This is a genomic window from Chloracidobacterium sp. (genome assembly GCA_025057975.1).
Classification (GTDB): Bacteria; Acidobacteriota; Blastocatellia; order Chloracidobacteriales; family Chloracidobacteriaceae; genus Chloracidobacterium.
Window position 1 is genome coordinate 208959 of sequence record JANWUV010000004.1, and the last position, 23317, is coordinate 232275.

The window sequence follows — 23317 nt, forward strand, 5'->3', positions numbered from 1 at the left end:
GCAATGACGGTTGATTTTGTACTTGAGGCGCAGCCCAAAAGCGGTGGTTGCTAACCTCAACGTCAACGCTGAAAGGTTTTTACGGATGCCAGTCTCGGCGTGGTTGCGCGCGATAGCGCGCGATTTGTCGCTTGTGTTTTTGGCGCTGCTGCTGGTTGCGTCCGGCGGGCAGCGTGCGACGCGGGCCGAACTACGCGCGGCGGCGGACTGTTTTGCACTGGACGACCTCGCTCCCCACGAACGCGCCCGCGCCGAGGCGCTTTATACCATTGCCTGCGATTTGAAGCCGATGAGTAGCGGCTACGTCCGGTTTCAGTTCGACGCTGCCCGGCCCGATCTGACGGATATTGAAACGACACGGCGGCTGCTGTCCCGTTTTCGCTGCAGCGACCGTTTTTACGCCGATGTCCTTGTTTTTGCAGCCGTCTATGACGGCAAGCGACAGGCGGAAGGTGTCGTGTTTAACCGGCGGGCGCTGGAGCGGACGATCCGCGCGCACGCGGCCTACTTTGCGCCGTTCGGCGTTACGCCCAACGCTCATCCAATGGATGCGCTCAAAACGGTGGAGCATGCCGAACGCGCCTTGCGGTGGCGCGGTTACGGATACTTGTTCGGCTATCCTGATGCAGCGGTGGATTTCTTTGTCGCGGCGGGCGAGTCTCAAGAGGCGACAGGTAAGTTTGTCGCACGCGACTTCGTACACATTCCCAGCTACGCCCGTGAGACGGGAGCGTTTACGTGGGCTGTGCCGAAGGGACATCAGGAAACCGACGAGGAAAGGCGACTGCGTGCGGAAGCGATGGCGGTTTTGGAAGACTATCGCGCGCGCCGCGCCCGACTCATCGGCGATGGGGAACCAGGCGTCGTCGCGCTGCTGCGCGAGCTGACGCAGCGCCCGGCGGCTAAAGCGGCGGCGAAGCCGTAAAACCGCCACCGAGGTAGTTCGCCATGGCAGCGCCAACAGCTTGGCAGCTCTACGTTGTTCGCGCAGCAGGCGTCACACAGGTCGCTGTGCCGGCTGAGGCGACTTGGGTGGCGGTCGGCGGCGGCAAGGATTGCGATATCGTCGTGGATGCGCCGGACTTCCCACAACTGGCCTTTCAAATCGTCCGGCGACCTGACGGCGCGCTGTGGCTGTACATTCATCCAGCGCGGCTCTGGTCGGGTGGCCAAACACGGCAGGCGACGCTGCGTGACTCCATCTTTCCACTGACCGAGCCAACAGTCATCGCCATACATGGGACGACGACACGCTTTGTCCTGAGTCGGCGCGCGGAGCTTGCAGAAGCGAGGGCTTTGCTCAGCGCAGCCGAGCGAGCTTGGGGCGGAAAAACAGCAATTTAGCCTTTTGGGTCGCTGTCTCTGAAGCCACCGTTCAGCTCCGTATGTGTAGGGGCTGTACTTCAAGTAAACCCCTCAGCAAGCTTGCCCAAAATGCAGACTGGACAAATCTCTGGCATAAAGCCCGCGACGCGAGCGAAACGCCGCGCGTCGAGTTAGAAGGCTTTGCCGGAGAGGAGTCCCCGCCATGCTGCAACTCAACATCAGCCAACCCAACCCGCAACCTAACCAGCCCCAACCGAGCCTGTTCCGCGACCCGTCGCTGACGCCGGCTGGGCTGCCCGTCTCCCGTTGGGAACGCATCAGCCGGTTCTTCACCCTGCGCCCCTTTGGCGATGAGTTGCTCACGCCAAGCGCTGACTTCTGGCTGTTGGCGGCGCGCGTTCTCGTCCTTGGCATGGCGCTGGCGGAAGGCGTCGCCTGGGGTTGGTTTGGAACCGGCGTTGCGACCGGCTGGGCGGGCGTCGGCGCAGGGTTGACCCTCGGCGCAGTGGCGTTCCTCGTCGTCTGGGCGCTCGACGCTTCGTTGATTGCCGGCGACTTGACCAAGACCAGCCCGCAGCGCAAGTGGGGACTGGCCTTTGTCCGCCTTGGGTTGACCGTGTTTTCGGTCTGGCTCACCGCGCCGTACTTGACGCAGTTCGTGTTTCGCGCCGACATTGAAGCCGACCTGCGCCGCGATCAAAACGCCGCCGTTGATCAGGTGCGGCAATCCATCGCCGCCCGCGCCGACGCCAAGCTGGCCGACCTCGACCGCGCCCTCCGCGCCGACCGCGAGGCGCTCATCCTCGAAGTGTCGGGACGGGGACGGTCGGGCCGCTACGGCGACGGGCTGACTTCCGGGGCCATCCGCGAGCGCATTGCGTCCGCCGAAGCGCAACGCGCCGCTCTTGAAACCGCCAGGCAGGACGAGTTGGCGGCGCTCAACCGGGCTGTCGAACAAGGGCAGTTCGAGCTTGTCAAGGCGCGCTGGGGCGTGGCGATGCCGAGCGACTCGCCGACCGAGCGGTACGCCCGCATGCGGAAAGTCCTCGAACGGCCTGAAGCGCGCGCGGTGCAGCGGACAATCGAGGGCGGCTTCTGGCTCCTGTGCGTGGCGTTGGCGCTGTTCAAGCTTCTCCTGCAGAACAAGGCGCTTGAGTACTACCTCTCGGAGGTTTGGCAGGGGCGGTGGCGGCAATACCGCAAGGGCGCGTACGACGCTTGGCTGCATCCGTGGGATCGCTCCACGTCGGCTTGTCTGATGTCGCCGGAGACGTTTGTCCGGTGGCACGAAACGGCGCTGCCGCGTTTGCGGATGGCCGCACAAGCCGACGAGGAAGCGCGACTGGCGGCCGAAGCCGAAGCGCAGGCGGTCGCCGAGCTGACCGCCGCCCGCGCCGAGCTTGAAGCCTACCGCCGCGCCGAAGCCGAACGCCTGACAACGCTCTACCTCAACCAACGCCAACGCGAATACCTGCAAACAGAGGTGGCTGAACTCGAACAACTCTTCGCCGAGAAGCTGCAGGCCGATGAGCGCTGCTCGGTCGAGCAACTCAAGGTGTTGAACAAAATGCAAAAGGCGCTTGACCAAAAGCGTGCGGAACTCGTCGCCCACGAACAGCAGGCATGCGGGCTGCATTTCCGGGAGCATGAACTGGCGGAAACCTACAACCGGCTGACGGCGCGGATTGAGCGACTTGAAGCGGAAGCCGCCCGCCTGCAAACCGAGCGCGAACGCCTCAGCGACGTTGCACGCCGACTCCGGTGCGAACTCGCCGCCGCATCCTTTGAGGAAGAAAGCGAACAGGCAAGTCGGTTGAAGTCGCTGCTGCAACCGACGCCGTCAATCTCAACCCTGCAATAAACGCTACTGGAGGAACGCCCCATGCCCGCCCCGCGTGAAGCCTTGTTTGTCGTAGCCTACGATGTCGTCTCCGACCGACGGCGCAACCTGCTGCGCAAGACGTTGATGCGTTACGGCGCGCCCGTTCAGTACAGTGTCTTTGAGTGCCGGTTGACGCCGGAGCGGTTGGCGATGTTGCAGGACGAAGTGCGCCGCATCATCCTACCCGCCGTGGACAGCATCATCTACGTAGAGTTTTGCAAGGGCTGTGCGCGAACAACCCGCAACCTGGGCGTCGCGCCCAACCGACCTCTCCTGCCGTTTTACGTCTTTTGATTTCTGTGAAAGGGAGCATTGCCATGCGTCAAGCGTCGCGTCATGTCGTCGCCGGCTTCATCGGCACGGGCAAACAGAAGGAAACCGGCTCCGGCTACGAGCCGACGACCTACCATTTCCCCAATCAGACCAAGCACGAAGCGTCGGTCTTCGGCGTCGCGTTGTTGAAGTATCTCGCTGCACAGGGACGACCGGCGCAGCGGTGGTTGGTGATGGGTACGGCGCAGTCCATCTGGGATGCGCTCGTGGAAATTGTTCCCGAAACTCAGTGGGCGTCCATTGAGTCGGTGTGGGATGAAGTCGGTCAAGCCGTCCGCGAAAAGGCCATGACGCAGGCGGTGCTCGATCGGTGGTCGGCGGCGCTGACGGCGGCGGCCGGGCTGGAAGTCGTCTGCGCGCTGGTCGGCCCGGCGGATGACCGCGATTCGCAGATGCGCGTCTGGCAGGCGATGTACGAGCAAACGGGCGTCGGCGACCACCTCACGCTTGACATCACGCACGGCTTTCGTCACCAGCCGGTGCTGATGACGTTTATGGCGACGACGCTGCGGTGGTTTCGGCGGTTGGCGCGGGTGGACATGTACTACGGCGCGCTGGAGTTGCAGCAGCGCGTCATTGAGCTTCCGCTGTGCAACGACTTTCTCGACATCGCCGAGGCGCTGGCGACCTACCGGTACACGGACGACTTCAGCCAATTGGTCAACGTCTTTGGGCGCGTGACGCAACCGGAGGAGACGTTGCTGCGCGATCTTGAGCGCGTCGCCTTTGCCGACAGCGTGAATCGCTTCCCGCGTCATGCGGTGGAAGGTGCGCAGCGCGGCTTGAAAAACTGCGCGGAAGGAAGCGCCCTTGACCGCGCGCTGGCCGAAGCCCTTGGCGAGTCGGTCGGGTGGATCACCGAGCCTTCTTTTGCCGCCCGCTTGCGCCGCAAGGCTGAGGCGGCGTTTGAATCCAACCAGCTTTTGAAAGGGATTGTTTTGCTTTACGAGGCGATCTGCGTCGCGGGTTGTCAGCGATTCCAGACGGGCGACCCGCTCAACTATCGCTCTCGTCACGGCGCGAAGGAGGCTCTTGAAAATGATCCAGTCTATAAAGACGCATTTGTCGCCGTCAGGAACTTACGCAACAGCGTCGCGCATGGTACCGCGCCGGAAAGCGCCGAACTGCATGCCGCGCTCGACTTTACCAATCCAAAAGCCGCGCGCGCGCAAATTGATGGCATTGTCAACTGCGGTTTCAAGCTGCTTGATGATTTGACGGCTCCGTAGGATAAGGCGTCAAAGGCGAGGGCGAGCGCCTGACAGGCCAAGCGTGGCGTCGGGCGGCGTCGCTTTTACGGAAGAATGCCAAGCCAGCTGGAAAACTCTTTGTCACTTCACTGAGAGCGTCAAGGTCGGGAGCAATGAATCTGGAAGAACGTCTACAAAGACACCGCGAGGCGATTCTGGCGTTGGCGGCAAAGCATGGGGCGCGGAATGTGAGAGTCTTCGGCTCGGTGGCGCGCGGCGAAGCGCGGCCGGACAGTGATATTGATCTGCTGGTCAAAATGGAAGAAGGGCGAAGCTTGCTGGATATATGCGCTTTATCCGCCGACTTGCGCGAGTTGCTGGGCTGTCCCGTGGATGTTGTCTCTGAAGACGGGCTTTACTGGTTGCTGCGCCGTCGCATTCTTGAGGAGGCTAAGCCTTTGTGAGCAAGGATACGCGCGTCTATCTGGCGCAGATTCTAGAGCGCATCAGCAGAATCCTTGATTACACCTCTGAGGGACGGCAGTCCTTCATGAATGACATGCGGACGCAAGACGCTGTTATCCGTAACCTTGAGGTGATTGGCGAGGCAGTCAAGCGTATCCCTGAAGAATTTCGGAAGGCTCATCCACACATCCCATGGCGAGCTTTGGCAGGCTTGCGCGATGTGTTGATTCACCAGTATGACAGCGTCAATCCGGCTGAAATCTGGCAGGCTATAGATGCCGACTTGAAACCGTTACAAGCGGAAATCCAAGCCGCGCTGCTCCAACTGGAGCAGCCGCAAGAGGAAGTTGTGAAGGAGACAAAGGAAACTGGAGAAGACTAGATACTCGCGCCGTCCAAAATGTAGCGAGCTAGTCCACATTTGGCGTGCGGCGGCGTTCCGCGCTTTGTCACAGCGCAGCTTGACGCGCCGAAAGCCATAACACAGGAACTTTTTTGAGGAAAAACAACCAGTTTGCGAAGCGTCATAGCGCAGCGTTGTGCGCTGAAAGCCTGAGTGCCCGCCGATCAAGGGCATCGCCACGTCTTGCGGCGTGGCGCGTGGCGTCGAGCCGCCACGCAGGAAAGCGGCGGAACGCCCCGCACTCCAAACCGTTGACGCAATTCAACCAAGGTATCGCTACACTTACTCGGCAACTGCTCTAAAAGCTGTCGCCCGCTTCGCGGGCTGTCGGGCTTGGCGCGCCGCTCACCACACAATCACGTCAAGGTCTTCGCGCAGGCGTGTGTCGCCGCAGGCGCAACGCCGCGCGCGGCACGCAGCGCACAACCGGTAGAGTCGGACGGCATCCACGCGCCGGTTGATAACCTTTTTCAAATCGTCAATCAGCTCGCCCACCTGCTCGTCGCGCAGCCAACACTCAAAGACGCTCTTCTGAACGCGCCGCCCGTAGCGTTCGGCCGTCTCCATGACGCGCCGCAGCCGGCGTGGATCGCGGATGTCGTACGTCAACAGAATGAACTGCATGGCGCGTCTCCTTTCATTGCCGGGCGCGTTGGCGGTCTTGGTTTGAGCACCGGTTCAGCGGCCCCGGTTCAGTGCCAGCCGCGAAAGGGTAGGTAGGGCGTCCCATCGAGGATGGTTTTCTGAAGCGCCTCGGCCTGTTCGTAGAGCGCGCGGCGCAGGGTTGTCCGCGTCTTGGTTCGGGCGTTGGTGAACTCGCGCGTCATGAGCCGCTCGTACTCGTAGAGAAACCGCTTCCGCGCCTCGTCGTTGAGCAGGACGCCGCCCTCTTCGGTTTTTATGAAGTCTTCGAGTTCGACAATCGCCAGATTGACCATGTTGATGGCGAGGCGGTCGGCGGTGATGGGACGGAACTCCTCGATGAGGTCGAGCGCCAGCGAGCAGCGGCTGTAGAGGACTTCGTGCAAGAAACCGAAGTAGGGATCGAGTCCCACGCCGGCGACGGCGGCGACGGCTTCGTTGAGGAGCAGAGAGTAGCCGAAGCTCAGCAGGGCGTTGACCGGATCGGTCGGCGGTCGGCGTGTCCGTTTTTCAAAGGTGAAGCCGCGTCGGAAGAGGCTGCCGAGGGCTTTGAAGTACACGGCGGCGGCGTTGCCTTCGACGCCGCGCAGTTCGTCGAGGTCGGCGGCGCGTTCGATACGCGGGCCGACGCTGGAAAGGAAGTCAATGGCGTCGCCGAGGTTGAGTTCGGGATGGTTGCGCTGTTGGCGCGCGAGGTTTTCGACGCCGTTGGCGACCTTGGCTTGGACGAAGGTTTTGGCCAGCGCCAGTTTGAAGACTGGATCGTTGACGCGCTCAAACTGCCGGGCGCGCAAGGGGGCGTTTTTGGATTCGAGCGCGGCGAGTCGTCCTTTGAAGCGGCCGGTGACGGTCACAAAGGTGGTGTCAATGCCGGAGGCGAGCAGGTGGCTGATGGCGGCGGTTGAAAGCTGGATGTGACCGAAGACGACGACCCGTTCCACTTGGAAGTCGTGGACTTCGGCAATAACGCGGCCGTCGCGTTCGAGAGCGAAACGGTTATCGCGCTTATGGAGTGTTGTGTTTTGTTCGGTCAAGTAAAGCGTCGTCATAGCGGTCGGCTCTCCTGCGGGAAATGATGTTGGCGAGAGCCTACCGTTGTTGAGCGAGGGGTGTTGGACAGGCAAGCTTGCCGGCGCTTTGCGTAGGGAAAGCAACGCGCTTCTCAAATTGGAGCAGTTTCCGCGTAAAGGGGAGAGATAACCGGTTGAATCGCGTCCACGGTTTGGAGCCGGTACTGCGTCCAATCCGCCGCCAAACCCAGCAGAGCGATAACCAGTTGAATCGCGTCAATGGTTTGGAGTGCGGCGGCTTGACGCGCCGGATGGCTTCCCAGCTTGTCTTGGGACAACGAACCGCCACGCCTTCCAGCGTGGCACGTGGCGTCGAGCCGCCACGCAGGAAAGCGGCGGAACGCCCCGCACTCCAAATAGCGGGCTAACTCGCTACGTTGTCTCGGAAACTGCTCTAGCCGCGTCTTCAATCCTTCAATCCAAAGCGAATGGCTTTGCGACGAAACCGGCAAGGCATTGTCGGCGTTTCAATCTGCTTTTAGTCGCGTCTTCAATCCAAAGTCGCTTCACTGTTGGAGGAATAGTTTGACACATAGGCTTAGTTTCAATCCGCTTGTAAGCGCGTCTTCAATCCAGAGGGCAACACTTTCCAATTCAAGGATCAGCTCAAGGCCTTCGGCGCTGTTTCAATCCGCTTGTAAGCGCGTCTTCAATCCAGAGGCGTCCCCGCAGAGATAGCGGGGACGGCGCACCCGGTGGTGGTGTTTCAATCCGCTTGTAAGCGCGTCTTCAATCCAGAGCCGCAACATAGCTTGGGACTCTATCATCAACGAGTACCTAGAAGTTTCAATCCGCTTGTAAGCGCGTCTTCAATCCAGAGACTTAGCCGCCTTTCAGCGCCTTGCCGCCGCCGCCGGTTGCAAGTTTCAATCCGCTTGTAAGCGCGTCTTCAATCCAGAGAGAGAATGGAATTCAAATACATCATTCCTTGCGTTGGGGTAGTTTCAATCCGCTTGTAAGCGCGTCTTCAATCCAGAGTAGGGCGGTAAATAGGGAGGAGTTATGGAATTGAAAGGCTTGTTTCAATCCGCTTGTAAGCGCGTCTTCAATCCAGAGCACAGTTAGTTGATTTCGCGCCTACCGTTACGGCGCGCTAGGTTTCAATCCGCTTGTAAGCGCGTCTTCAATCCAGAGGAAGCACGCCCGCTGTGTGCTGGGAACACACAGCGGGTTTTTATGGTTTCAATCCGCTTGTAAGCGCGTCTTCAATCCAGAGCTCAATTCAGCTGTCATCACTGGACCAGGGGTTTACAGCTATAGTTTCAATCCGCTTGTAAGCGCGTCTTCAATCCAGAGACCGGACCCGGAGTGTTCTGGTACGCCCTCATTACCCCGGCCCAGTTTCAATCCGCTTGTAAGCGCGTCTTCAATCCAGATTCAGCGGTTATAACCGGACCCGGAGTGTTCTGGTACGCCCGTTTCAATCCGCTTGTAAGCGCGTCTTCAATCCAGAGCCGGCGCAAGGCCGGGATAGGGTAAACACAGAGGCCGCGCGTTGGTTTCAATCCGCTTGTAAGCGCGTCTTCAATCCAGAGAACAGGCTGCAAGTAAGCCTCAATGTCGGCGACCAGGCACGTTTCAATCCGCTTGTAAGCGCGTCTTCAATCCAGAGGACTTCGCCGTTTTCGCGCGCACGGAGGCGCGCACAAGCGTGTTTCAATCCGCTTGTAAGCGCGTCTTCAATCCAGAGGATATATTCTCAATTCCGCGGTCCTCACTGGACCCGGAGTATGTTTCAATCCGCTTGTAAGCGCGTCTTCAATCCAGAGTTTCGCGCCTACCGTTACGGCGCGTCAGAAATAGGGCGGTAAGTTTCAATCCGCTTGTAAGCGCGTCTTCAATCCAGAGGTCTTGGCTAGCCGCCCAGCCGAAAAGGGCGGCAAAGGATAGGGGGTTTCAATCCGCTTGTAAGCGCGTCTTCAATCCAGAGATCACGATAGACGACCAGTTACTTTCGCGCTCGCGTCAAAAGCGTTTCAATCCGCTTGTAAGCGCGTCTTCAATCCAGAGGGCTTTGGTGTTTCGCCTCGCCTTCCCGCCGGGAACGCCGCGGGTTTCAATCCGCTTGTAAGCGCGTCTTCAATCCAGAGGCGGCAAATGGAGAGGCAGAGATGAGATACATTCTCAACTCCGCGTTTCAATCCGCTTGTAAGCGCGTCTTCAATCCAGAGCTGTCCGCCCTTTTAGGGCGGACGGTCGAAGTAAACCGGGTGCGTTTCAATCCGCTTGTAAGCGCGTCTTCAATCCAGAGGTGCCCGAAGTGCCCGAAAGATACCAAGGTAACTCAATAGTCGTTTCAATCCGCTTGTAAGCGCGTCTTCAATCCAGAGATCAGGCCCTGGTCTGTCGGCTGCGAAACCGGCCGACGGCCGTTTCAATCCGCTTGTAAGCGCGTCTTCAATCCAGAGACGGCCGAGCTTCTGTCCGCCCTTTTAGGGCGGACGGTCGAGTTTCAATCCGCTTGTAAGCGCGTCTTCAATCCAGAGCGGCCGGAATAGGCGGTATGTAAAAGGAGGAAAAAATGGCAAGGTTTCAATCCGCTTGTAAGCGCGTCTTCAATCCAGAGGTCGCGCCAGGCGCGACGCCGCTAAGAGCGGCAATCAAGCCCAGTTTCAATCCGCTTGTAAGCGCGTCTTCAATCCAGAGGTCCTGGGGTGTTCTGGTACATTACTATTACCCCAGACCAGGCGTTTCAATCCGCTTGTAAGCGCGTCTTCAATCCAGAGGCCGCCGCCTACTTGGCGGCGGTCGAGGCCGGTCTTGACGCGCGTTTCAATCCGCTTGTAAGCGCGTCTTCAATCCAGAGGGGCGGCAAAGGGTAAGAAGGGATGTTCCTGTTCTTCCTTTTGTTTCAATCCGCTTGTAAGCGCGTCTTCAATCCAGAGTTTCAAGAAGGCCAGTTTTCACGCCGACAAGGAAGCAGGTATGTTTCAATCCGCTTGTAAGCGCGTCTTCAATCCAGAGGGGCGTTCGTCACGTGGAGTGGTGTCAAGATTTTGAGGTCGGCCGTTTCAATCCGCTTGTAAGCGCGTCTTCAATCCAGAGGGTATATCCTCAACTCGGCCGTCATTACGACGGCCGGCAGCTGTTTCAATCCGCTTGTAAGCGCGTCTTCAATCCAGAGAGAACCGGGTTTTTCGACGCGCGGGTAACGCGCGCCGAAGTAAGTTTCAATCCGCTTGTAAGCGCGTCTTCAATCCAGAGGGGCTTTCACCTCGACGGTCGGGTACGCCGAGACCGCCGAGGCTGTTTCAATCCGCTTGTAAGCGCGTCTTCAATCCAGAGCCATTTTGGAGGCAAGTATGAAGACGAAAGACTTGAAGCGGAGTTTCAATCCGCTTGTAAGCGCGTCTTCAATCCAGAGGAGGCCAGGAAGTGGCTGCGAAAAGAGATTTTTACCTCGGCGAGTTTCAATCCGCTTGTAAGCGCGTCTTCAATCCAGAGCTTGAAAAAAAGGGGAAGGTCGCGCCAGGCGCGACGCCGCTAGTTTCAATCCGCTTGTAAGCGCGTCTTCAATCCAGAGGATGAAATACATCTTGAATGCGGCCGTTATAACCGGCCCAGGGTTTCAATCCGCTTGTAAGCGCGTCTTCAATCCAGAGCAAACATAACCCCCAAAACGGCTCCGGCGCGGGAATCATTTTGGTTTCAATCCGCTTGTAAGCGCGTCTTCAATCCAGAGCGTGTAAAGGCCCTACGCCTCAATGATGAGGCCCTAGTGGCCGTTTCAATCCGCTTGTAAGCGCGTCTTCAATCCAGAGGTCTTCCTCTTAGTTCTAGCGCTTCGTGCGCTGGAAGGAAGAAGTTTCAATCCGCTTGTAAGCGCGTCTTCAATCCAGAGAATACCCGGTCGACCGGTCGAACCGCACGACGTGCGGTTCGGGGTTTCAATCCGCTTGTAAGCGCGTCTTCAATCCAGAGGAAAATACTTGACAAGGTGCTCACATCCGAGTACTATACCCACAGTTTCAATCCGCTTGTAAGCGCGTCTTCAATCCAGAGGGGCGTGACGGTTACCCACACATCGCTCCGCGTCCGCGCCTTGTTTCAATCCGCTTGTAAGCGCGTCTTCAATCCAGAGCGTGCTAATGTAGAGACACTCTTGGCTAGCCGCCCAGCCGAAAGTTTCAATCCGCTTGTAAGCGCGTCTTCAATCCAGAGGGCAAGATATGTCCTCAATTCCGCTGTTATCACGAATCCCGGGAGTTTCAATCCGCTTGTAAGCGCGTCTTCAATCCAGAGTCAAAAAGTAAATAACCCTTGAAAAAAAAAGGGGTAGGTCGTTTCAATCCGCTTGTAAGCGCGTCTTCAATCCAGAGTTTCGCACGGGTTGAAGCGCGCACAACGCTTGTGCGCGCAACGTTTCAATCCGCTTGTAAGCGCGTCTTCAATCCAGAGTTAGCCTCAATGCCGGAGATGAGGCCCTAGTCTGCAGGCTAAAGTTTCAATCCGCTTGTAAGCGCGTCTTCAATCCAGAGTTGGTACGTCATCATCACTCCATCCCAGGCCCAGACCTGGGCGTTTCAATCCGCTTGTAAGCGCGTCTTCAATCCAGAGTTGTCCGGCCTTTTCGGCCGGCCCGTCAGGGTCAACAGGGTCGTTTCAATCCGCTTGTAAGCGCGTCTTCAATCCAGAGCGGTGCGCGCTTCAAAGCCCACTGGGTCACGCTTACCGGCGGGTTTCAATCCGCTTGTAAGCGCGTCTTCAATCCAGAGAACAGGGTCCAGGTGACCCTGAATGTAGGGGACCAGGCACTGGGTTTCAATCCGCTTGTAAGCGCGTCTTCAATCCAGAGGTCAATAGAATCCAGGTTACTTTGAATGTCGGGGACCAGGCCGTTTCAATCCGCTTGTAAGCGCGTCTTCAATCCAGAGCTGAAGTATTCCCAGGGTATCACTACCAGCCACTTACGGCCAGGGTTTCAATCCGCTTGTAAGCGCGTCTTCAATCCAGAGAATCTGTGGGGAAGCGTATAACCTATGCGCTTCCCCTTGTTTCAATCCGCTTGTAAGCGCGTCTTCAATCCAGAGAGCGCAAGGAAGCCGTCGCCGACTGTGGCGACGGGCTAGTGGGTTTCAATCCGCTTGTAAGCGCGTCTTCAATCCAGAGCCGCGGTAATCCCCAACGCGGGACTGTATTGGTACGCTTTATTAAGTTTCAATCCGCTTGTAAGCGCGTCTTCAATCCAGAGCTGGGCCGGGGATGAGGAGTGGATATCCGCCGTCGGCCACGGGGTTTCAATCCGCTTGTAAGCGCGTCTTCAATCCAGAGGTAACCCCTAAAAAAAAAGGGGGTAGGAAAAAGAAGTCGCGCCAGTTTCAATCCGCTTGTAAGCGCGTCTTCAATCCAGAGTTCCTCCTCCTTCTGGCGCTTCGTGCGCTAGAAGGGCGGACAGTTTCAATCCGCTTGTAAGCGCGTCTTCAATCCAGAGTGGAAAATGTTCCTGTTCTTCCTTCTTGTCCTTGCTCTCCGTGGTTTCAATCCGCTTGTAAGCGCGTCTTCAATCCAGAGCTTCTTGCCGGTTACGGCGGCTGAAGCTTGGCGCGCGGCGGAAGTTTCAATCCGCTTGTAAGCGCGTCTTCAATCCAGAGGGCACTTACATCCGAGTACTATGCCCACAGTTAGTTGATTCCGTTTCAATCCGCTTGTAAGCGCGTCTTCAATCCAGAGGGAAGTCGCCGACGCCGCTCGGCGTCGCGCGGCTTCCAAAGAGTTTCAATCCGCTTGTAAGCGCGTCTTCAATCCAGAGGGCCGAAAAGGGCGGCAAAGGATGGAGGATGTTTCTGTTCTTCGTTTCAATCCGCTTGTAAGCGCGTCTTCAATCCAGAGTCTTCCTTCTTGTTCTAGCGCTCCGCGCGCTAGAAGGAAAAACGTTTCAATCCGCTTGTAAGCGCGTCTTCAATCCAGAGTTAACCGTATCCAGGTTAACCTCAATGCCAAAGATGAAGCCCTAGTTTCAATCCGCTTGTAAGCGCGTCTTCAATCCAGAGAATATATGGACTTGAAAGACTTCGCCGTTTTCGCGCGCGTTGGTTTCAATCCGCTTGTAAGCGCGTCTTCAATCCAGAGAGGACCCTATCCCGGCGCAAGGCCGGGATAGGGTAAACAGAGAGGTTTCAATCCGCTTGTAAGCGCGTCTTCAATCCAGAGTCTTGGCCGGCCGCCCGGCCGAAAAGGGCGGCAAAGAATGGAGTTTCAATCCGCTTGTAAGCGCGTCTTCAATCCAGAGTGGAACCCGCAACCGGCGGAAATATTGTCGGCTTCAGTAGGGTTTCAATCCGCTTGTAAGCGCGTCTTCAATCCAGAGGGAAGTGTGTTCCTGTTCTTCCTCTTAGTTCTAGCGCTTGTTTCAATCCGCTTGTAAGCGCGTCTTCAATCCAGAGGAAGTGTCGGAAAACTGGACTTCGCAGTGTTTATCGGCGCTGTTTCAATCCGCTTGTAAGCGCGTCTTCAATCCAGAGGAACTTAACCCCGTGCCTCGTTGGAGGCACAGGAACCGGGAAAGTTTCAATCCGCTTGTAAGCGCGTCTTCAATCCAGAGGTAACTCCGGCCCAGGCCCAGACCTGGGCCGGGGATGAGGAATGTTTCAATCCGCTTGTAAGCGCGTCTTCAATCCAGAGTTTCACGGAGGCTTCAAATGCTAACATCGCATCAATACTTCAAAGTTTCAATCCGCTTGTAAGCGCGTCTTCAATCCAGAGGCTGCACTCGTAACCCCTTTGCTGTCAATAGCCAAATAGCCCCTTTTGGCTAACCCGACCGGCACGACCAGCAACGGCACAAGCCGCCGCCGGCACGCCAAAAGCTAACTGTTTTCAAAGAAAGGACTTCCCCAGTTGGCTAACCTCCCCCCTTTTGGGGCGTGGACGGGGTTAGCCAACGGGTTGGCTGGCAGGTGGAGGTACGCCTACCGCCAGCTGGCGTCCGGCACAGTAAGCGTTCTTGGTTGCTGCAAGCAAGCGCTGGCGGCGGAGGCACGGCCGCTAATGTCGCAAAGCCTCTGCCCTCCCCATACACCCACCCCAGTCACCGGCAAACTGTCCCTTTCACCCCACAAGCTTTAGGCATATGCTTCTCTAAGCATATGTTTTCAAGGCAAATCACAAGAGCAATTCCTACTCCCGTGGAGCAATACCCTAGCGTGCGCTGCGTAGTGGTTTGGCGTGGGGAGTGTTCCGTCGCTTTTCCTGCGTATGGCCAACTGCGACGCGCTATACCAAAGGCTTGGCGACAGTGCCTGCCAACGCTCCCTTCACGAAGCGGCGTGGACTCTCTAGGCAAAACGTGTGTCACCCCTCAACATGGTCAAGCGTCCTCAAAGCAAGTCGGTGCATTTCGGCTTCTAGCGCAGAACGCCGAGTCGGCGCGCGATTCACTCCCAAAGCCTACGCAGCCGACATAAAGCCGTCCCGCTCGACAGGGTAGGGACGACCTAGGGCCGTTTTCGCATCAACGCAGCCATACCTAGCATGAACTAATAAGCGATTTGGCGTGTGCCAGCAGACGCCGCCACGCGCCAAGTGAGCGCCTAGCTCGCTGCGTTTTCTCAGCAAATACGCCAAACTTAGAAAGGTTGCTGCGTACGCTGCTCCGTCCTCGCTCCGATGGGCAGAAACGGTGATGTTACCCACCGCACGGCGCACCCAAGCTTCCTCCTAATGCGCGTCTCAGGTAAAAAGCCCGCTATAGCGCCGGTTGCCAAACCACCTGCCGAGAAATCCCTTAGGAGCGCGCAAACAGCGCCCACAAGCTTGCAACAGTCGCCGTTGTCTGCTCCCCGCTACCAAGCTGAATGCGCTTTTTGCCAATCGGATACAAATCATCCATTCGTTGTTTCCGCCTTGCCGGAAGCGAAGCAGAGGCAGCAAAGCCAACCATCGTGTGAGGAACTAACCTATGTCCGCTCCGTCAAAACCAACCGACTACAAACGCCGCATCCTACTTGTCGCTACAGGTCTGACGCCGCAGGTCGTGACGGAAACCGTGTACGCCCTGATTCGGCAGCAACCAGCTTTTATCCCAACGGAAATCCACCTCGTGACAACCAAAGAAGGGGCGGAACGCGCCCGACTATCGCTGCTGTCGGCCGACCCCGGCTGGTTTCACCGGCTGCGCCAGGATTATCAGCTGCCGCCTATCGCGTTTGACAGCGAGCGCATCCACGTTCTCCAGGACGCGCAAGGCAACCCGCTCGACGACATCCGCTCGCCGCAAGACAATGAAGCCGCAGCGGACGCGCTGACGACGCTGGTACGCGATTTGACGGCCGATGACCAGTCGGCGCTGCACGTTTCGCTGGCCGGCGGACGGAAGACCATGGGTTACTACCTCGGCTATGCGCTGTCGCTGTTCGGACGGTCGCAGGATCGGCTGTCGCACGTGCTGGTGAGCGCCCCGTTTGAGTCGAGTTGGTCATTTTTCTATCCAACACCCTACGAGCGCATCATTGAAACGAGCGACAAAAAACTGGTCGACTGTCGAGACGCCGAAGTCACGCTCGCTGAAATTCCCTTCGTCCGTTTGAGGAACGGCTTGCCGCCGCGTTTCTTGAAAGGTCAAGCGCGCATGAGCGACGTGGTGGCCGCCGCCAACCGCATGCTGCAACCGCCGCAGCTTGTGCTGGATGTGGCGCAGAAGCGCGTGTGGGCCGACGACATCGAGATTACTTTGACGCCGACCGAATTTGCGCTGCTGCTCTGGCTGGCCGAGCGCGTCAAAGCCGGCAAGCCGGAAGTGGATCGGAGCGCGCCGGAAGCCTGCGACGAGTTTCTGGAACAGGCAGGGCGCGTCATGAACAAGATGAGCGGCGATTATGAGCGGCTTGAAAAAAGCCTGCTTGGAGACAAAGAGGAAAAGAAGTCTGCGCGCAAAGGCGATCGCGTCTTGACGGCGAAATACTTCGAGCCGCATAAGTCGCGGATCAACAAGGCCTTTGAAGAGTCGCTCGGCGAACAGGCCGCCCAACGGTACGCCATCGAAAACGTCGGCAAGCGAAGCGATCCCCACCGGTCACGCTACCGCCTGACGCTCAAAGACGAGCAAATCATCATCCGCGAGTGAAAGACGTTTCCTCACCAACCTTTCCGCCGAAGTATCGCACTGACGCACGCTTTAACCCTCAGGCGCTTTTCGAGCAATGTCCCCGTCAGCTTGCCAGCCGGCGGTAGAAAGCGTCACGTGCGGCAAGTAAGCAGACCGTATGGCGGAGAAGCTGGGCGCTCTCACGCCCTGCCCACCCTACGGAAGCGGCGCGTTGCTTGCCTCGCAGGTTGGGGCAGTCAGCTCAAGGCCGTACGCTCCTTACGCGTGCGGGGAAGCCTGCAGGCCAGCGGAGAGTTCAGCCTGTTCTCACAAGCGCAGCCATATCGTGAAGCTGCTTGAGAAACAGTCTGGCTGCCCCTTCCGCTTACACCGCTCGCTCGCGCAAGAAAGCCTCATAGCGACGGCGGTCATCGCGAGGCATTTCCTTGATGTAAATGTACACTACCCAGTTCCGTCCATCCGGGGCGCGGTTGTAGCGTACGGCAAAACCACTCATGTGGACCGTTCCGTCAGGGAGGTCAACCTCAATGGCAAGTCGGTTTTTGAAGGCTACCGTGTGATCGCGAATGATGTTGAGCTGTTCTGTTTCAATCGTGCCGGTCAAAATGCGCAGGCCCTGCGGCGAAGCCTCCTGAACGCGCCCCAGAATCGTCCGTGAGCGGTTGCCCTCGTCGTCCGCGTCAATAATCGTCAAGCGCAGAGGTAAGTCGAGGGAGGCCGCCGGCAGTTCCACTGGCGCAACTTCGGGCGGCGATGCTGCAGCAGCGGGTGACGCCGGTACTGTCCCGGACGGTGCGAAGTATTCCAAGCCACCCTGACGTTGCAGCCAATCCTGACAAACCTCATACACTTCGCGCATCGTCTGCGGACGTTCATCGGGCCGTTTGGCCAGCATGCGCATAGTCAGCGCCACTAACGCCTCCGGGAGCGCCGGATTGACGAAATTGAGCGGACGCGGCGGCGTGTTTGTTTGCATCTGAAGCACCACGCCAGGTGACTTGGCCTGGAACGGCGGCGCACCGGCCAGCATTTCGTACAGGATCACACCCAAACCATAGATATCTGTCCGCGCGTCAAGGGCCTCACCTAGACAGGCTTCCGGCGAGGTGTAGTAGGGGAGGCGGGCGATTTCCGATCCGGTGTCGTCTGTCACCGAGCCAGCCAACCCCTCCTTGAGGCAAGCCAGCCCAACGTCGGCGACCTTGACCCGTAGAACTTGGGTTTCGGCGTCGGCAAAGAGAAAAATGTTTTCCGGCTTGAGATCAAGATGCAGCACACCGGCGGCATGCGCCGCCGCCAATCCTTTCGCCGTTTCACCAGCAATTGCAGCCGCACGGCGCGGTGACAGCGGCCGCCGCGGCCGAAGCTCTTGGCGCAGGTCATGCCCAGCCACATATTCGGTCACAAGCGCGACATACCCCTGCGCGATCTCCACAACGGCGTAGTAGGCTACGAGATTTGGCTCTTGAAGGCCAGTCAGGCGGTCCAGGCAGACGCCCAACCACTGCTGACTTTCCGGGCTGGTAGACAAATGCAACGGGAAAACCTTGACCAAGACCTGCTGCCCAGCGACGGCGTCCAGCGCAAGGTAAGCGTCACCCATGCGCCCGGCGACCAACAAACGGACGACACGAAAGCGGCCGCCCGGCAACTGTGTTGGCCCCGGCGGACCTATCACCAATCGCGCCCCGTCTTGGACACAGAAGCGCGCGGCATCCTCGTAGCAAGCGTGACATACTGGACACAGCTTCATGACCTTGGCTCTGGTCAGCGGTCTTGGGCAGCGTGGCCTGTCCGTGCGCCGTTCTGCTGCGCTGTCCTACCACGTCGGCCAACGCAAGGAAACCCCACCTCTTCGCGGCGACACAAAAACCCCTTCGCCTGCTCGCTTGTCCAAAGCGATGTCGTCGCCAAGCTTGCTGGCTTACTTCGCCTTCTTTGTTGACTTCTTCGCTGGCGCGTCCGCCGTCTCCGCCTTGGGTTCCTTCTTGGCTGGTGGAGGCGTTTCCGCTGATTTCGCCGTCTTCTTCTTCTTTTCAGCGGCTGGAGTGTCTGAGGCGTCCTCCGCTTTCGCCGTTGTTTTCTTGGCGGTTTTCTTGGCGGACGCCGTTTTTGTCGCCGGGGTATCCGTCGCCGGCGTTTCCGCTACAGCTTGTTTCGCCTTCCCAGTCGCTTTAGTCGCCTTAGCTGGCGACGCTTCAGCCTCGGCTTTCGAGGCGGCTGACTTTTTGGCTTTCTTGGTTTCCGCTTCGGCCGGGGGCGGCGCAACCGACTCGGCAGCTTCCTTGGGTGGGGCGGCTTTCTTAGCGGTAGCTTTCTTGGCGGTGGTCGTTACGGTTGCCTCGACTGTGGCTTCCTGCTTCGCAGCGGCTTTCTTGGCGGACGCTTTTGGCTCAGCGTCGCCGGCTTCAGCTTTGCGTTTCGTCGGCATGGGCGCGCTCCTTCTTGTACTTGAGGGAATGGAAACTACAAGATGCTGTGGTGCAACCGCCCTTGTACCCAAGAACGATAACTCCACAATATCTGGTGTATAGGGTCGGGTCTCCAACTTGTCAATCGTTTTTTCTACGATTTCAAGAAAAACGCTTGTTGTGCGAACGCCGATAGCCTTGTGCGCGGCGGTACACTACATAGTATCTCCGTCGCATTGAGGTCGGGTCGGAGGCGGCAAAACATGGGATTCAAACGGCGAACAAAGTTTCAAGGCAGGGGCGATGGGCGGCGACCGATTTGGCGGTTTGTGCTTGGGGCTGCGACGGTCATCAGCCTAACGATGGTCGCCTCCGGTACGCTTCAGTCACCCGGCGAGTTTTACTCCGATATGGAGGTGCGGCGGCGACGCGAGCGCGATGAGCAGACGCTGGCGGATTTGCGCAAAGCCGGTCAGGAACTAGAGGCGCTGACGCGACAACTTGCCAAACGGTTCGACGCTGTTCCGCAGGGCGTGCGACCGCAGCTTTCCAACCGCGACCTTGAAGACCTCAAACGGATTGAAAAACTTGCCAAGCGCGTCCGCGAGCTTCAGGGCGTCAGGGGCGATGGTGAAGACACGCAACCGTTGCCAACTGACTTCGGCGCACAGCTTGCTCTGCTTTCGCAGTTGAGCGCTGAGGTGCGGCAGGCGGCTGATAAAGCCTCGCGCTTCACGCTGTCGGTAGGCATCCTCTCCCGCACCACCCGCATCCTGCGTCTGTCACGAAGTTTGCGCAGCGGGTGACGCCAACTGGTCGCCTATCGCCGTAGGAGGGCGTACGCATGGGTCATCGCCTGTTTCGTCCGATGTTTTGTCCGGCGCGTCGTCACTGGTTGCGCGCCTGGCTCAGCGTCTGCGGCGGCCTTGCGCTGACGCGCGCGCTTTCCGCCCAGCGCCCTGCGCCGGCGGACGACGACACGTTGCGGCTAACGACCGAGTTAGTGTTGGTGAATGTTACCGTCATGGACGAGCAGGGCGGTTACGTGCGCGGGCTGCGGCCGGAAGACTTTATTGTTTTTCAGGACGGCGCGGCACAGCAGATTGAGCACTTCAGTACAGGAGACGCCCCATTTTGCGCGGCCGTGATGATTGACGCCAGCGACAGCATGCGCGTCAAACTGCGCAATGCGCAGGCTGCAGCGGCGCATTTTCAATCTTTGATTCGCGCTAACGACGCCGTGGCGGTGTACGCTTTCAGCAGCGCCGTCGAGCAGATTCAGGACTTTTCTTCTTCTCGCACTGTTGTCCCGCGCCTGTGGGCCTTGCGGGCGCGCGGAAAGACTCGGCTTTACGACGGACTGCGGGTTGTCATTGAAGCGCTTGACGCTCGTCCCGAACAGCGGCGAGCCATTGTTCTGATTTCCGACGGCGTTGACACAGCCAGCGACGCCCAGCCGCACGCAATTGCGCGCCAAGCCGCCCAAGCGGATGTGATCGTGTACGCCATAGACCTGCATGACGCGCGATTCCCAACGCGCCATCCGGCGGAAGCGCGTCATGCGGCTTGGTTGTCCGATCTGGCGACGACAACCGGCGGACGCTACATCAAATCACCCGGCGGCGCGCATCTGGCGGCCCGTTTTGCGGAAGTCATCGAGGAACTCCGCGCGCAGTACACGATTGGGTTTTACCCACCGAATGGTTACGACGGTCGGACGCACACCATTCGTGTTGTGGTGCGGCGGCCGAATGTGACCTGGCGGGCGCGGAAAAACTGTGCTTGACCCTGTCGTTTTGTGCTCGCCAGACAAATACGCGACGTTTTCACACCGTGGAAAGCCTGCTTTTTGTCCACAGTGGCACAGCCGTTGAGTTTTTGCTTTGTCTGCCGGCTATTCAGGCGACGCGCTGGCGCTTTCCAGAAGCGCGGTTGTGGCTGGCTGCGCCGAACTTCGCCTGTGACCTCGCCCAGCTTGCCGATTGTGTAGACGCGGTACACCCGCTTGGCGCGCATCGTTCGATGCTCGCTGGCCCCTCTCTCTTCAGGGCCCTACATGCGCTGACTGTTCTGCGCCAGCAAACCTTTGACGCGGTGATTGGTTTGACGGACGCCATCCCGGAACAAATCGGGATGCTGTTAATCCAGGCGCGACGGCGCTTGACATTGCGGATGCGCTCCGGGCGAGACAACCAGCATCTAACGGACGCAGCGGCGGCACTTGTCGCGGAGCTAGGCGTCACACCGACGCCGCCAATGCCGCGACTTGTCCTGCCGCCGGCGGTGCAACAGGCTGAGCGGCAAAAACTCGTCAAACTTGGTTGGCGGGAAACAGGACTAACATTCGTTTTACATCCAACGGTTGGGTTTGCGCCGCAGGTGTGGCCTGCCGAGCAGTTTGCGCCGCTCGCCGCCCGCTTGGTCGCTGAGTATGACGCGCAGGTGCTCGTCGTTGAGACCGAGGAAGAACCGGGCTTGACCGATCGGCTGCGAGGGGAATGGAAGCGGTACAAGCTGAAACCAGTGGTTTTGCGCCGCCCGCGCGCCGCGCTGCTGGCGGTCGCCTTAGCACAGGCTTCGGTTGTGGTAGGGAGCAACCGTGCGCCAGTTCACGTCGCTGTGGCGGTTCAAACGCCAGCTGTTGTGGCGCTGGAAGGGCCTCAAGAGGCAAGCCGGTTAGCGCCGCGCGGCCCACGCAACCGACTGCTCTATGCCCAACCGGGGCGTCCCGTCAGCCTAGATGATGTGTTTGATGCAGTATGTCAAGTGATAACGGCTAGCCGTACTGGCGCGCTTTTTGGGTCGGACGGCGGCGGATGATGTTCACGCGCTGGAACGGCGACTGACAAGAAAACCTTTTCAGACGAGGTTTGGGGGTACTAGGCTTTCACGTGACAAGCCTAACCGCGTCGTCACTCCTAAAAACTTCGGAAAGGTCGTCACGCTCTTTTCCTGCCTCAACCACTGCTCTGTCGCTTCGAGAGGAAATCGCCCGATGTCATCGCTACACCGTTACGTCAGCTATGCTCTGATTGCGCTTGCCGGTTTAGTTTCGCCGGCCGGTTTCGTTTCCGCCCAAGAAGACTTCAAGAATCGTCCAACGAGTAGGCAGTCTGCGCCCTCCGACGGACGGCGTGTGATTCCGTCAGGGACGCTGCCCGTCGTCACGGCGCGTGAGCCACAGAGGCCTGCGCAGCCAATCCGTCGGGGGCAAACCGGGACGCCAGACAGCATCCAGGCAGCGCGCGAATTTTTTACGCTGACCGGGATTCCGGCTTTTTATGACCGCCAGGTGCAATCCATCCTGCAACAACAACTCCGCGACAACCCGGAACTGCGGCCCTACAGTGATATTCTGCGCGACTTCCTTGAGCGGCATGCGTCATGGCGGGCAATTTCGGAAGACCTAACGGTGTTTTTGGCCGACAGCTTTGAAGAACGGGAGCTGCGTCAGCTCAATGCCTTCGCCACGACTGACGCTGGACGGAAACTCTTTAGCAACCTTGAACTCTTTGCGCGGGCCGACCTCACACCGGAAAAGCTGCGGCGGTTGTTTGACGAAGTTGAACTCAAACAAATTGAGGTCTTTTCACGGACGGCGGTCTTTCAGAAATTCGCCGAGCGCATTCCAGCAGTGTTTGAGGCCGGCGCTAGGGTTGTCAATGAGCGCATTGACCGGCATGCCGGTGAACTGACCGAGGCCATCCAGCGCCGCCAACAACGACGCTGGCCGTAGTCCTGCCCGACGATGCGCCAACCTGCGCTTTACAGTGCGCGCCGGACTGCAATTTGCAAAGCAGCGTCGGCTTGAGAAGCGACGTCCTGTGCTTGCTGCAAAACACTAGCAGGCTTTACACAGTCCACGGGCAAGGCACGTGAAACCGGCGCGCCTAGCGTGTCCTGGAGCTTTACAGCAGTGTTTAGACCGTACAGTAATGGTTGGTGGGTGTCGGGAAAATGTTGAGTTTCGCTGGCTGGTGGCGTAAAAGCGCGCCACAGGCGGCTTCCGCCTGAAGCCGGGCTAACAAAGTGCGAGGTTTCCATATGCCAATCACGGTTACGGTCAACGGCGTCAAACAAGCTTGTGACGCGCCGCCGGACATGCCGCTGCTGTGGGTGTTGCGCGACGTACTGGGGCTGACAGGGACGAAGTACGGCTGCGGAATTGGTCTCTGTGGCGCGTGTACAATTCACCTCAACGGCGTTGCGACGCGCGCCTGCCTGACGCCGCTTGCCGCCGCCGCTGGTAAAAGCATCACGACCATTGAAGGCCTGTCGCCCGACGGCATGCACCCCGTCCAACAAGCTTGGCGGCTTGAAGACGTAGCGCAGTGTGGCTACTGCCAGCCGGGTCAAATCATGGCTGCGGCGGCGTTGTTGGCGAAGAATCCAAAACCATCGGATGAAGACATCGCTGCTGCGCTGGCCGGTAACCTCTGTCGATGTGGGACATATCAGCGCATTTACGCAGCCGTTCGCCGCGCCGCTACGCTTCAGAAAACGCGCGGCAGCGACTCGCGGTAAGCTGTTTCGCGTCACAGCATCGCTGATT

At 58.7% G+C, this 23317-nt stretch carries 18 protein-coding genes and 1 CRISPR repeat array; of the genes, 13 read left to right on the forward strand and 5 right to left on the reverse strand.

Annotation, left to right across the window (positions count from 1 at the left end):
* Positions 1-85 precede the first annotated feature (85 nt).
* From NZ585_05140 to NZ585_05170, 7 genes are all read left to right on the forward strand, one after another.
* The gene (locus tag NZ585_05140) at positions 86-925 is read left to right on the forward strand and encodes a hypothetical protein (GenBank protein ID MCS7079424.1); all 840 of its coding nucleotides are present in this window, start codon (positions 86-88) and stop codon (positions 923-925) included.
* Positions 926-948: 23 nt separating this feature from the next.
* Positions 949-1344, forward strand: coding sequence for a hypothetical protein (locus tag NZ585_05145; protein ID MCS7079425.1), 396 nt, complete (start codon positions 949-951; stop codon positions 1342-1344).
* Between the two features lie 184 nt (positions 1345-1528).
* Complete coding sequence (locus NZ585_05150; protein ID MCS7079426.1) at positions 1529-3187, forward strand: DUF4407 domain-containing protein; 1659 nt, start codon at positions 1529-1531, stop codon at positions 3185-3187.
* Positions 3188-3208: 21 nt separating this feature from the next.
* Complete coding sequence (cas2, locus tag NZ585_05155) at positions 3209-3502, forward strand: CRISPR-associated endonuclease Cas2 (GenBank protein MCS7079427.1); 294 nt, start codon at positions 3209-3211, stop codon at positions 3500-3502.
* Between the two features lie 23 nt (positions 3503-3525).
* Complete coding sequence (csx2, locus tag NZ585_05160; protein MCS7079428.1) at positions 3526-4770, forward strand: TIGR02221 family CRISPR-associated protein; 1245 nt, start codon at positions 3526-3528, stop codon at positions 4768-4770.
* 134 nt (positions 4771-4904) lie between these two features.
* Positions 4905-5195: a nucleotidyltransferase family protein gene (locus tag NZ585_05165; GenBank protein MCS7079429.1), complete on the forward strand. Its 291-nt coding sequence runs from the start codon at positions 4905-4907 to the stop codon at positions 5193-5195.
* The gene (locus NZ585_05170) at positions 5192-5578 is read left to right on the forward strand and encodes a DUF86 domain-containing protein (GenBank protein MCS7079430.1); all 387 of its coding nucleotides are present in this window, start codon (positions 5192-5194) and stop codon (positions 5576-5578) included. The genes NZ585_05165 and NZ585_05170 overlap by 4 nt, the downstream gene beginning before the upstream one ends.
* A 366-nt stretch (positions 5579-5944) precedes the next feature.
* Here NZ585_05170 and cas2 (NZ585_05175) read toward each other — a convergent pair whose 3' ends face one another.
* The 3 genes from cas2 (NZ585_05175) to NZ585_05185 all read right to left on the reverse strand — a co-directional run bounded on the left by cas2 (NZ585_05175) (position 5945) and on the right by NZ585_05185 (position 7589).
* Positions 5945-6223, reverse strand: coding sequence for a CRISPR-associated endonuclease Cas2 (gene cas2 / locus NZ585_05175; protein ID MCS7079431.1), 279 nt, complete (start codon positions 6221-6223; stop codon positions 5945-5947).
* Positions 6224-6291: 68 nt separating this feature from the next.
* The gene (gene cas1, locus NZ585_05180; protein ID MCS7079432.1) at positions 6292-7290 is read right to left on the reverse strand and encodes a CRISPR-associated endonuclease Cas1; all 999 of its coding nucleotides are present in this window, start codon (positions 7288-7290) and stop codon (positions 6292-6294) included.
* A 113-nt stretch (positions 7291-7403) separates the two neighbouring features.
* On the reverse strand, positions 7404-7589 hold the full coding sequence (locus NZ585_05185) for a hypothetical protein (protein ID MCS7079433.1): 186 nt from the start codon (positions 7587-7589) through the stop codon (positions 7404-7406).
* 102 nt (positions 7590-7691) lie between these two features.
* Positions 7692-14013: a CRISPR direct-repeat array (repeat unit 37 nt; unit sequence GTTTCAATCCGCTTGTAAGCGCGTCTTCAATCCAGAG).
* Positions 14014-15208: 1195 nt separating this feature from the next.
* Between NZ585_05185 and csm6 the strand changes: the two genes are divergently transcribed.
* A complete protein-coding gene (csm6, locus tag NZ585_05190; protein ID MCS7079434.1) occupies positions 15209-16372 on the forward strand; it encodes a CRISPR-associated ring nuclease Csm6 in 1164 nt (387 codons plus the stop codon).
* Between the two features lie 346 nt (positions 16373-16718).
* Here the strand turns inward: csm6 and NZ585_05195 are convergent, their stop codons facing one another.
* Both NZ585_05195 and NZ585_05200 read right to left on the reverse strand, forming a co-directional pair.
* The gene (locus NZ585_05195) at positions 16719-18107 is read right to left on the reverse strand and encodes a serine/threonine protein kinase (protein ID MCS7079435.1); all 1389 of its coding nucleotides are present in this window, start codon (positions 18105-18107) and stop codon (positions 16719-16721) included.
* Positions 18108-18278: 171 nt separating this feature from the next.
* Entirely contained in the window at positions 18279-18785 is a 507-nt protein-coding gene (locus tag NZ585_05200) for a histone (GenBank protein MCS7079436.1), read from the reverse strand.
* A 243-nt stretch (positions 18786-19028) separates the two neighbouring features.
* Between NZ585_05200 and NZ585_05205 the strand changes: the two genes are divergently transcribed.
* The 5 genes from NZ585_05205 to NZ585_05225 all read left to right on the forward strand — a co-directional run bounded on the left by NZ585_05205 (position 19029) and on the right by NZ585_05225 (position 23289).
* Entirely contained in the window at positions 19029-19571 is a 543-nt protein-coding gene (locus NZ585_05205; GenBank protein MCS7079437.1) for a hypothetical protein, read from the forward strand.
* Positions 19572-19609: 38 nt separating this feature from the next.
* Positions 19610-20551: a VWA domain-containing protein gene (locus NZ585_05210; protein ID MCS7079438.1), complete on the forward strand. Its 942-nt coding sequence runs from the start codon at positions 19610-19612 to the stop codon at positions 20549-20551.
* Between the two features lie 47 nt (positions 20552-20598).
* Positions 20599-21585 carry a hypothetical protein gene (locus tag NZ585_05215; protein MCS7079439.1) on the forward strand — a complete coding sequence of 329 codons (987 nt, stop codon included), beginning with the start codon at positions 20599-20601 and terminating at the stop codon, positions 21583-21585.
* A 175-nt stretch (positions 21586-21760) separates the two neighbouring features.
* The gene (locus tag NZ585_05220) at positions 21761-22501 is read left to right on the forward strand and encodes a hypothetical protein (GenBank protein ID MCS7079440.1); all 741 of its coding nucleotides are present in this window, start codon (positions 21761-21763) and stop codon (positions 22499-22501) included.
* A gap of 308 nt (positions 22502-22809) precedes the next feature.
* A complete protein-coding gene (locus tag NZ585_05225) occupies positions 22810-23289 on the forward strand; it encodes a (2Fe-2S)-binding protein (GenBank protein ID MCS7079441.1) in 480 nt (159 codons plus the stop codon).
* Positions 23290-23317: the final 28 nt, after the last annotated feature.

What these genes read in the sequence shown, in the direction of transcription:
- cas2 (MCS7079427.1), top strand. Translation starts at nt 3,209, where the DNA reads ATGCCCGCCCCGCGTGAAGCCTTGTTTGTCGTAGCCTACGATGTCGTC.
- NZ585_05165 (MCS7079429.1), top strand. Translation starts at nt 4,905, where the DNA reads ATGAATCTGGAAGAACGTCTACAAAGACACCGCGAGGCGATTCTGGCG.
- cas1 (MCS7079432.1), bottom strand. Translation starts at nt 7,290, where the DNA reads ATGACGACGCTTTACTTGACCGAACAAAACACAACACTCCATAAGCGC.
- NZ585_05195 (MCS7079435.1), bottom strand. Translation starts at nt 18,107, where the DNA reads ATGAAGCTGTGTCCAGTATGTCACGCTTGCTACGAGGATGCCGCGCGC.
- NZ585_05210 (MCS7079438.1), top strand. Translation starts at nt 19,610, where the DNA reads ATGGGTCATCGCCTGTTTCGTCCGATGTTTTGTCCGGCGCGTCGTCAC.
- cas2 (MCS7079431.1), bottom strand. Translation starts at nt 6,223, where the DNA reads ATGCAGTTCATTCTGTTGACGTACGACATCCGCGATCCACGCCGGCTG.
- NZ585_05205 (MCS7079437.1), top strand. Translation starts at nt 19,029, where the DNA reads ATGGGATTCAAACGGCGAACAAAGTTTCAAGGCAGGGGCGATGGGCGG.
- csx2 (MCS7079428.1), top strand. Translation starts at nt 3,526, where the DNA reads ATGCGTCAAGCGTCGCGTCATGTCGTCGCCGGCTTCATCGGCACGGGC.
- NZ585_05145 (MCS7079425.1), top strand. Translation starts at nt 949, where the DNA reads ATGGCAGCGCCAACAGCTTGGCAGCTCTACGTTGTTCGCGCAGCAGGC.
- NZ585_05225 (MCS7079441.1), top strand. Translation starts at nt 22,810, where the DNA reads ATGCCAATCACGGTTACGGTCAACGGCGTCAAACAAGCTTGTGACGCG.
- NZ585_05200 (MCS7079436.1), bottom strand. Translation starts at nt 18,785, where the DNA reads ATGCCGACGAAACGCAAAGCTGAAGCCGGCGACGCTGAGCCAAAAGCG.
- csm6 (MCS7079434.1), top strand. Translation starts at nt 15,209, where the DNA reads ATGTCCGCTCCGTCAAAACCAACCGACTACAAACGCCGCATCCTACTT.
- NZ585_05220 (MCS7079440.1), top strand. Translation starts at nt 21,761, where the DNA reads ATGTCATCGCTACACCGTTACGTCAGCTATGCTCTGATTGCGCTTGCC.
- NZ585_05140 (MCS7079424.1), top strand. Translation starts at nt 86, where the DNA reads ATGCCAGTCTCGGCGTGGTTGCGCGCGATAGCGCGCGATTTGTCGCTT.
- NZ585_05150 (MCS7079426.1), top strand. Translation starts at nt 1,529, where the DNA reads ATGCTGCAACTCAACATCAGCCAACCCAACCCGCAACCTAACCAGCCC.